Here is an 8618-nt window from a genome sequence, read left to right as displayed (position 1 = left end):
GACGTTAGTGGCTATCTGATGGGTTACTACAACCAGCAGCGCCCTCACTCGTTTAACGATGGCATGCCTCCCGTTGTGGCTGAGGAAAATCTTAAATTACTGTCCGGGATTAGTTGACCACTACAAGTTAACGGATCTCCGCCGTTAAAGTACGGCTTCTGTTTTGAATCCATCATGCCCCTGTCCTCCATAACGTCGCCCTGGGTATCAGGGCGCTTGGGTTATCTCGCTATGTCAGGGACATGCTAGTATTGTTCTATTACGCAAGCTATTCCATAAATGTGAGCGCAGACTTTGCAAAAAAGAACAGTCAAAAAGAGCAGGCAGCCCTCTATCTCTACACAGAAAACACGCAGTTACCTAGCGTGGAATGACTTTGAGGTCATTCTTGCCATCGCGACTGAAGGCTCTCTTTCTGGAGCCTCGCGAGCTCTGGGGGTCAGTCATGCAACTGTTTTCCGGCGGCTGGGTGAAGTTGAGCAGAGTCTAGGCGTTACTCTCTTCGAGAGGAGTCGTACTGGCTATCGGCCTACGCTGGCAGGGGAAGAGCTCGCCGATACGGCTAGGATCATGGATGAAGCAGCCCTGGCGGCGGAGCGTAAAGTTGCCGGTCGTGACCTGGAGCCGAGTGGCGAAATTTATACCACCACAACGGACTCCTTGCTGATGGGGTTGTTGGCACCTTTGTTTACGCAATTCCGTTATAAATATCCAGCCATCGTGCTGGATGTTGCCATCTCTAATCAGTTGTTCAATCTGACTCGCCGTGAGGCTGACGTTGCGATCCGCCCCTCTAACCTTCCGCCAGAGAACTTGATTGGTCGACGACTGACCACGATTGGCCAGGCTGTCTACGGGCATCGCAGCCTCGGCCTAACCCCGGGGGCCTCCATTGAGACCCTTGCCAGCCAACCTTGGATTGGAGCTGGGCCACGATTGCAGGATTCAGCGCTAGACCAGTGGATGGACAAAAATGAGCTGAAGGCGGCCTGTGTCTACCGTGTAGATACCTTGGTTAGCATACTCAGCGCGATACATGCGCGCATGGGGTTAGCCGTCCTGCCGTGCTATTTGGCGGATGAATATCCGGATATTATTCAGCTCAGCGACCCTATTCCCGAACTGGAATACGGGCTGTGGTTTCTGATGCACCCAGACCTGAGAGGCGTGGTGAAGATTCACGCTTTAAAAGACTTTTTGACAGAAGCTATCCAAGCACAGAAGCAGCGTCTGGCTGGGCCTCTGTTGGCCTAGCCTGAACCATAATCAATTTTCTTTGGCTGCTCATCCAGCAGCCAGAAAGCTATGTTGTATGGTCTTTTATCGAGATTTAGGCTGCCGCTCTAGTAATGTATTTGATGACACGGGTGGCGAGATATTTGAATGGCAAAGCCGCGTTACCGGCGGCGTTAAGGAGCATCACGGTGCATAAGCTCGGAGCCTTCGCAGTTATCCTGGATGACGTATCGAGAGTTTTGCTTGCTCATCGAACCGATTTTGATACATGGAACCTGCCCGGTGGAAAAGTTGAGTACCTGGAGACACCATGGCAAGCCGTTGAACGTGAAGTCCTGGAAGAAGTGGGGTTAACTGTGCGAGTTGACCACCTTGCTGGAGTCTATTCTATGCCTGAACGGGAAACGGTAGCGTTTACCTTTTTGTGCACAAGCACGGGCGGCGCTATAAGCCTTAGCGGTGAAGCCGATGATATTCGATGGTTTAACAGTAATGATTTGCCCTCGAACACCTTGCCTCGTCACGTGGAACGCATCATGGACGCGCTCCATATCAATAGCGCTACATTATTACGTGTACAAGACTAGCAAACCCTTGCTGCCGCTTCTAACCGGCGCTTGAACTAGGCATTAAGTATGGAGGTTGCCACCATGGAAATCCGCCAAGTACAGTTGGGAGAGCTGGATGAGGTGCTCGATCTATTTGATGAATATGATCGACCGCGATCGCCAAAGCCAACCAATGAAGCATTGAGAGCGATTCATGCTTCCATAAGCCAGTCTGGTGGGTGTGTAGTCGGTGCCTTTGTTGAAAAAGATTTGGTCGGCACCTGTACTGTGAATTTGTGCCCCAATCTTAGCTGGTCTGGCCGGCCTTACGCGATTATTGAAAATGTCATTGTTTCTATACGCTTTAGGAATCAAGGCGTAGGTAAGGCGCTACTGCAGTATGCAAAGCGCTTCGCGCAGGAAGCCGGATGCTACAAAGTCGCCCTTATGACCGGGTCAAAAGATCCGGCAATACACCATTTTTATGAATCCATAGGCTTCAGTGCAAGTAAACAAGGTTACCAGCACAGGTTTAATGCTTAGAAAGAGAGTTAGGCTATGGTGCTACGTAATGCTATGAAGCGGGGATAGGATTATGGCAAATATAGCTCGGCCTTTCTGATCATGCAGTTTCATTTTGCCATCAATAGCAAAAGCGGAAAACGACTAACCGAAAGGTGGTGATCCTGGGCTATAATGACCCTGCAGTGTTTGTAAGCCGCTTATTTTGAAGTGAGTTTTTATTTTTTTGTTTTACAGATAAGGCCGTTAGTAATGATTAATACCAAAATATACAAGGCAGTTTACGAGCTTGCTGAAAAACTCATGAAGGCTGCCGATAAAGAGGATAGAGAGGCCTTTGATGCGCTCTATGCGCAGTTGGAAGCGATCTGCACCGAGAACGAAAACAGCGATAAAGACCACCCTGAGCAGTGGGAAACGCTGGCTGATTTTACGGAAGAGCTGGATGAGGCGCTGGCTGTCTACGGGACAGCCTTCGAAAAAGCCGTCGCGATTAATTCGAAAGACAATATGTCATCCATCGCGTTCTCCATGGCAAAATTGCAAGTTGAGCTGGGCCAGACCGACGCGGCGATCAGCAATCTTAAAAATGCCCAAACCACTGCCAACAAAATTGAAGATGTCGAGCTTAAAGAAGAAATTGATGAACTGCTTGAGAAGCTGACGGCAGGCTAGGCTTGTTATGTTACTGATTTAACGATTATTCACGATAGACGCAGATGCACATAAAGCCTGATTGTGCTGGTTTTGCCTAAGACTAGGGACACTATTTTGACCAATAACGACATTTTTCGCCGCATCCGTTACACCTTCGATTTAAAAGACAGCACCATCGTGGATATCTTCGCCTTGGCAGAGGTCAACGTGGCTCAAGAGCAGGTCACAGCCTGGCTGAAAAAGGATGAAGACGACGCATTTGTAACGATGAAGAACAGGGAACTGGCGGCGTTTTTGAACGGCTTTATTAGCTTTAAGCGTGGCAAGCGCGAAGGCCCGCAGCCCGCGCTAGAATCACAGCTGAACAACAACATGGTGTTTCAGAAGCTGCGCATTGCGCTGAATTTGAAGGCTGATGATATTCTGGCCGCTTTTGAACTGGCTGGCTTCAATCTAAGTAACCATGAGTTAAGTGCGTTTTTCCGCAAGCCTAGCCATAAGAATTATCGCGAGTGCAAAGATCAGGTGCTGCGCAATTTTTTGCTCGGTATCCAGCTTCAATTGCGGCCAAATCAGAACGTTTCAAGCTCTGAGTCCTGAGCTCGTAGCCTGAATTCATGTAACAGTTGCGGCATTTTTATCATAGGGTAGAGGCCAATTTTGGTTTCGATGAGACGTTTTAATAGTCGTCGAATCAGGCACTATTGGCTGTTTAGCAGGAGTAGGTCATGCCTATTGACCCAATGGCGGTGTGGGCGAATATGACATTGAAAGTCTGGCCTGAACGCTACTGGATGCTGGATATTAGCGATACATCTGCTCAAGAGGTGGCTAACGTGTTCGTGGCCAGCGATGCTCGGTACAGTTGCTTAATTCGCGATCAGTCCGGTGTCTCAGCGATTGTCGAAGAGGCTGCTGTCGAACGCTTAAAAACTCAGGTCTCGATAAGAGGGAGTTTCGGCCCGTTTCGAGTTGTATCAACAGATGGCGAGCTTCCTTTCGATGTGATCGGTTTCCTTGGCCCTGTTCTGCGAGTGCTAAATGAACAAGGCATCAAGGCTGGCCCGCAGTGTGGTGCAGTATTCGATCACCTGTTTATTTATGAACGGGACGTTGAGAAAGCGGTGGCTCTTCTAGAGGATTTCATTAATCAGGCTAGGGAGAGTCACTGAGTTGCTCTGGTAAGGCGCTCAACAGGGCATTTGATGACTGTTAGCTTGGCTGTAGGCATGAACTTTGATTAGACTCCCAGATTTCGCTACTCACTACTATTTGCGAGAGACTGGCCCGTTTCAGAGTCTCTCAGAGCTTCCTGCGGGCTCGGAAAATCCTGTATTCCTTGACCTCCTGACTCGTCATCAACGTGATCCTGGCTACCGGCGGCGCTACGGTAGGAACTATATAGGAGTCCGGCGTGAGGTTGAGGCTCGGCTGCGTGAACTCTTCATTGCGCGTGGAGGTAAGCCGCGCCGCGATCATCCCTTTTATCTGGTGCTTGGAGAATCATCTTGGTTTCGCAACCTGAACGCGGATCAATGTGAGCTTAGAATCCCTCTCTCGGAGCTTGATCCCGAAGTAACGTCTTTGACTTACCCTGATAGCTTTATTGCGCTAACCCGAGACGACAAGCCTTACTACAATCAAGTGTTTCTGCTTAGCGAGGTGAGTCGGCTCGTTACACGCTTCGGTATTCCTGCCAATGATCACTTGATTCCTTACGAGCGCTACTGGGAAACTGATTTTGAGCTCTATATCGAGGTGCAGCTTTGGGACACTCCACCCATAATCAATGTCTAAACAACGATGAAAATTCAAACTTTCGCGACCAAAAGCAGAAAAGCCATGCCGTTGTTGCGAACGATAAGCATCCAAACAGAATTGCTGCTTCCAAACGGCTGGAATTGAGGTACTACAGATCAGAAGATATCGCACGTATCTTTGAAAGCTATACGGGCGATTTAAGCTCAGCAAAGTACCTTGCGCGGCGCCCTCACACGGAAGTCGAACAAACCGAAACGGTGCTCCAAAATCTTTCCATTCCTGAAAGCATGGCGTTAGCAGGCAAGTGTATTTGGGTTGTAGATGCCATTAGCGAGGGGGGAGGTGCCATAGGGCTGGTAACCATTGTAAAGGATAATGACTCAATGGCTGTTCACTTTGGTATCGGTAGACCCTATAGAGGTCGCGGTTACGCTGCAGAGGCGTTGTTACTTACCGCACAGTACTTACTCGCAACAGGTCAGGCAACAAGCGTTAACTCTTTTACTGACGTTGAAAACGTCGCTGCTCAAATGGCTTTAGAAAAAGCGGGTTTTATATACACCACAAGAACCGATAGGTTTTATCAGGCCCCACAAATGAACGGCGAGTATAGGGACGTTTTCCATTACAAGTTCAGGGCTTGATAAAGGCTTGCCTACGGCTGCTTATGCGCTGTGTAGGCCCTCGCAAAATACTTCGATGTTATCAGCAATGAGCCAGAGAGGAGAGTTCTCAGTGATCAAGCAAGTGGGTGGAGTTAAGCTTCAAGCTAAGCACATAGCCACATGCCACTGCGGCATAGTCGAGCTCGAACTTGATTTACCTGAAGGGCTTGTCGACCCGAAACGGTGTAACTGCTCTATTTGCAGGCGCAAAGGCGCTGTCATGGCCTATGTGCCGTTGAACGGTCTTCGCATTCTCCGCGGCGCTGAGCATTTAAAGCTATACCAGTTCAATTCGGGCGTTGCTAAGCACTTCTTCTGTTCAAACTGCGGCATCTACACTCACCACCAAACGCGCTCGAACCCGAATGTGTATGGGTTTAATATCGGGTGTTTGAAAGGTATTAACCCCTTAGAGTTGGATAATTTGCCAGTTATTGATGGTATCAACCATGAATCTGACCTGGAGCCAAGTGAGTAGCCATCGTCATCACATGATGAAGAGGCTTGAACATTTAGCGAGAGAGCATCCGCCAACCTAGCGCGCCGCTCGGTCACCAAAATAGCTATTTACTTGCAATGTATTTGACTGAGCAAGCATTTGGATATATATTTGTGAGATCAACCATTACGCAAGAGAAACGACTGTGTCGGAAAATATAGAAGTTGGATTGGTGTTAAGTGCCATCAACCTGCAAAGTAAAATCCAAAAACGGATTGGCGGTGCGCTTTCTGTGCATGGCATTGGATTATCTGATTATCTGGTTCTCAATCAGCTATACACCGCACCCAGTCAAAAAATACGCCGTAGCGATCTTGCTGAACAGGTGGGGTTAAGCCCATCTGGGGTTACTCGTCTTTTAAATCCTATGGAGAAAATGGGACTGGTGAAAAAGCAGGAAAACCCTCGTGATGCCAGAGTCAGCTTGGTGGCACTTACCGCTGCTGGGACAAAAATTTATGAAGAAGCGCACGTTTCGTTTAAACACGCTTCAGCTGCATTACTTAAACCGCTTGATACCAAAGAGCTGAATGAGTTATGTAATCTGATAAATAAGATAAAGTAGTTTTTAATTATAAATCAAGGGAAATAAAAGAGTAGATAACTCAAAAAAACGATAGGGTATAGATGTTTTGCTAACTGTCTGTATAGAGATAGAGTAGGGAGGGGGAATAGCTGTTTGTGGAGAATCAGTTAAGTCTAATTTTTAAGGTTAAACAATGAATTTGCATAAAAAGCTAAAGCAACAGTATAAAGATACACCAAGAACCATGGGCGTATATAGAGTATACAATCAGGAGGATGAATTGTCCTTCGTGGGTGTCGCAAAAGATATACAGGCAAGATTGAATCGACATCAGGCTGAGCTCAAGTTCGGTAAGCATCGTAACAAAGCATTGCAAGCTGACTGGAATCGCCTAGGAGAAAGTAGCTTTGTTTTCCAAATAGTGGAGTTACTTTCTCCGTTGGAAGATCCAGATTATGATCCCACAGAAGATTTGGAAGAGCTGTTGGATCTCACCTTAGCACAGAAAGAGTACAGGCCATCAAGACTCTACAATGGTAACAATTAAATGGATGGGAAAACATACCGACAGGCTTTGATAGATAAAATTGATGCGTTAGTTACGCAAAGTGAAGTAATAGCTGGCCCGGTAAGAACTGCATACTTATCGGCAGGCTCTGGATACCCCGTGATCTGTCTACATGGAGCTGGAGCAGGGGCGGTTACTTGGTATCCATCAATCGGCCCTTTGTCAAAGAGCTACCATGTGATCGTGCCCGATATAGTCGGTTACGGTGAGTCAGATAAGCCTGATGTCACTTATGATCGGCCTTATTTTTCACAATGGCTAAAGGATTTCTTTTTGTCATTGAATATTTCAAAAGCACATATCGTTGGCTTGTCTCAAGGAGGGGCTATTGCTCTTCAGTTTTCTTTAGATAATCCTGAAATGGTGGAAAAGCTTGTCTTAGTTGACTCTGGTGGCCTAGGTGCTAAGCCTCCGATTTCCTCTTTGATGGGTATGGTCTGGCTGAATAATTTTCCATCGGCTATGGCTAATCGATTTTACTCTCGCTATATATTATGTAATCCAAATAACCGAGATCCGCTGCATGGAAAATACTCCATGGAGGTCATTAAAAGCAAAGGTGGTAAGAATGCATTTAAGCAAGGTCGAGGGGCAGCTATATCTCCTATGTCGGTAGACTTACTTCGGCAGATTCAAAATGATACGCTAATTATTTGGGGTGAAGATGACCAACTGTTTTCTATCAAATATGGTGAAGCCGCTACCAAGCTTATTCCAAATTCAATTTTTTGCCGAATTCCAAATGCTGGTCATTTGCCATTAATGGATCAGCCAGATATTTTCAATAAAGTTGTTTTTGATTTTTTGGCTCGCAAAAATATGGAGCATAGATTGAGCCTGCCGTGAGGCATGGCATAGCATAAGGCAAGCCACTGAATACCATGGAGCACTTACCATGACCAGAAATATTGAGATCAAAGCTCGTATCGCCAACATCGAAGTGCTTGAATCCAAGGTGGCTAAGATCGCTGACAATGGGCCAACCGAGATATTTCAAGACGATACGTTCTTCCAATGTGATGCCGGGCGATTGAAGCTTCGGGTGCTTTCGGAAAAGCATGGCGAACTTATTTAATTCAGATGTTGAGGCAACGGCTATGGGAATCGAAGCGGAGCTGATAGAGAAAGAAAGAGCATTGCTTAGCTTTGAAGTGCGCAGCTCACCGGAGATACTGCGCTCTTTGCTGTCTCCGGATTTTTTGGAGATCGGAGCATCAGGCGATTTTTTCGGATTAAATAGTGTTCTTGATAGTTTGCCGAGCGAGTCCGCGTGGTCAGCTGTATCCCAGGATTTTGAACACAGGAGATTGAGCTCTGATCTCATTCAGCTCTTTTACCGGGTTGCGATCAGTCGTCAAAACGGCTTGATGACAAGCTACTCTCGGCGAACGTCAATATGGCGGAAAGAGGGAAGGGAGTGGAAAATGGTTTACAACCAAGGCACGGCTATTTCTCCTTTTTGACCTTCAGTCTTAATTCTTCGATCCCGCGGGCGTTACACCTTTTAATTCCTGGATTCATAGAATAACCGCAGCACTTTGGATCACACAGTAGAGGAAGGAGGGCCAGCGCCGGTACCCTCTCGACTTTACCGACCAAAGTGAAGCAGAGCATGGGATACCGACAACTGACCCAG

The 8618-nt window shown here is 47.2% G+C and carries 14 protein-coding genes; all 14 read left to right on the top strand.

Annotated features, from left to right (window positions below; all coding sequences use genetic code 11):
- Positions 1–294 precede the first annotated feature (294 nt).
- The 14 genes from QT231_RS23960 (at position 295) to QT231_RS23895 (ending at position 8445) form a co-directional block, all read left to right on the top strand.
- Entirely contained in the window at positions 295–1254 is a 960-nt protein-coding gene (locus QT231_RS23960) for a LysR family transcriptional regulator (RefSeq protein WP_308339280.1), read from the top strand.
- Positions 1255–1424: 170 nt separating this feature from the next.
- Positions 1425–1823, top strand: a complete 399-nt coding sequence (locus tag QT231_RS23955; RefSeq protein ID WP_308339279.1) for an NUDIX domain-containing protein — start codon at positions 1425–1427, stop codon at positions 1821–1823.
- 63 nt (positions 1824–1886) lie between these two features.
- Positions 1887–2327, top strand: a complete 441-nt coding sequence (locus QT231_RS23950) for a GNAT family N-acetyltransferase (RefSeq protein ID WP_308339278.1) — start codon at positions 1887–1889, stop codon at positions 2325–2327.
- Between the two features lie 231 nt (positions 2328–2558).
- The gene (locus tag QT231_RS23945; RefSeq protein ID WP_308339276.1) at positions 2559–2981 is read left to right on the top strand and encodes a tetratricopeptide repeat protein; all 423 of its coding nucleotides are present in this window, start codon (positions 2559–2561) and stop codon (positions 2979–2981) included.
- 96 nt (positions 2982–3077) lie between these two features.
- Positions 3078–3563 (top strand): DUF1456 family protein, encoded by a 486-nt coding sequence (locus QT231_RS23940; RefSeq protein WP_308339275.1) that lies wholly within the window; start codon positions 3078–3080, stop codon positions 3561–3563.
- Between the two features lie 128 nt (positions 3564–3691).
- Positions 3692–4135 (top strand): hypothetical protein, encoded by a 444-nt coding sequence (locus tag QT231_RS23935; protein ID WP_308339274.1) that lies wholly within the window; start codon positions 3692–3694, stop codon positions 4133–4135.
- 64 nt (positions 4136–4199) lie between these two features.
- The gene (locus QT231_RS23930; RefSeq protein WP_308339273.1) at positions 4200–4760 is read left to right on the top strand and encodes a hypothetical protein; all 561 of its coding nucleotides are present in this window, start codon (positions 4200–4202) and stop codon (positions 4758–4760) included.
- The gene (locus QT231_RS23925) at positions 4730–5368 is read left to right on the top strand and encodes a GNAT family N-acetyltransferase (RefSeq protein ID WP_308339272.1); all 639 of its coding nucleotides are present in this window, start codon (positions 4730–4732) and stop codon (positions 5366–5368) included. Before QT231_RS23930 ends, QT231_RS23925 begins: the two co-directional genes overlap by 31 nt.
- 91 nt (positions 5369–5459) lie before the next feature.
- Positions 5460–5867, top strand: coding sequence for a GFA family protein (locus QT231_RS23920; RefSeq protein ID WP_308339271.1), 408 nt, complete (start codon positions 5460–5462; stop codon positions 5865–5867).
- A gap of 166 nt (positions 5868–6033) precedes the next feature.
- Positions 6034–6453, top strand: a complete 420-nt coding sequence (locus QT231_RS23915) for a MarR family transcriptional regulator (protein WP_308339270.1) — start codon at positions 6034–6036, stop codon at positions 6451–6453.
- 154 nt (positions 6454–6607) lie between these two features.
- Positions 6608–6961, top strand: coding sequence for a GIY-YIG nuclease family protein (locus QT231_RS23910; RefSeq protein WP_308339269.1), 354 nt, complete (start codon positions 6608–6610; stop codon positions 6959–6961).
- On the top strand, positions 6962–7828 hold the full coding sequence (locus QT231_RS23905; protein ID WP_308339268.1) for an alpha/beta hydrolase: 867 nt from the start codon (positions 6962–6964) through the stop codon (positions 7826–7828).
- 49 nt (positions 7829–7877) lie between these two features.
- The gene (locus tag QT231_RS23900) at positions 7878–8057 is read left to right on the top strand and encodes a hypothetical protein (protein ID WP_308339267.1); all 180 of its coding nucleotides are present in this window, start codon (positions 7878–7880) and stop codon (positions 8055–8057) included.
- Positions 8041–8445: a nuclear transport factor 2 family protein gene (locus QT231_RS23895; protein ID WP_308339266.1), complete on the top strand. Its 405-nt coding sequence runs from the start codon at positions 8041–8043 to the stop codon at positions 8443–8445. Before QT231_RS23900 ends, QT231_RS23895 begins: the two co-directional genes overlap by 17 nt.
- The last annotated feature ends 173 nt before the right edge of the window (positions 8446–8618 follow it).

Source organism: Halomonas sp. SpR1 (assembly GCF_031010175.1).
Classification (GTDB): Bacteria; Pseudomonadota; Gammaproteobacteria; order Pseudomonadales; family Halomonadaceae; genus Vreelandella.
The sequence above is the reverse complement of the archived record's forward strand: the minus strand, read 5'-3'. Positions and strand labels throughout refer to the sequence as shown.

Coding starts and splice junctions, on each gene's coding strand:
- QT231_RS23935 (WP_308339274.1), top strand. CDS start 3,692: ATGCCTATTGACCCAATGGCGGTGTGGGCGAATATGACATTGAAAGTC.
- QT231_RS23950 (WP_308339278.1), top strand. CDS start 1,887: ATGGAAATCCGCCAAGTACAGTTGGGAGAGCTGGATGAGGTGCTCGAT.
- QT231_RS23895 (WP_308339266.1), top strand. CDS start 8,041: ATGGCGAACTTATTTAATTCAGATGTTGAGGCAACGGCTATGGGAATC.
- QT231_RS23905 (WP_308339268.1), top strand. CDS start 6,962: ATGGATGGGAAAACATACCGACAGGCTTTGATAGATAAAATTGATGCG.
- QT231_RS23945 (WP_308339276.1), top strand. CDS start 2,559: ATGATTAATACCAAAATATACAAGGCAGTTTACGAGCTTGCTGAAAAA.
- QT231_RS23910 (WP_308339269.1), top strand. CDS start 6,608: ATGAATTTGCATAAAAAGCTAAAGCAACAGTATAAAGATACACCAAGA.
- QT231_RS23900 (WP_308339267.1), top strand. CDS start 7,878: ATGACCAGAAATATTGAGATCAAAGCTCGTATCGCCAACATCGAAGTG.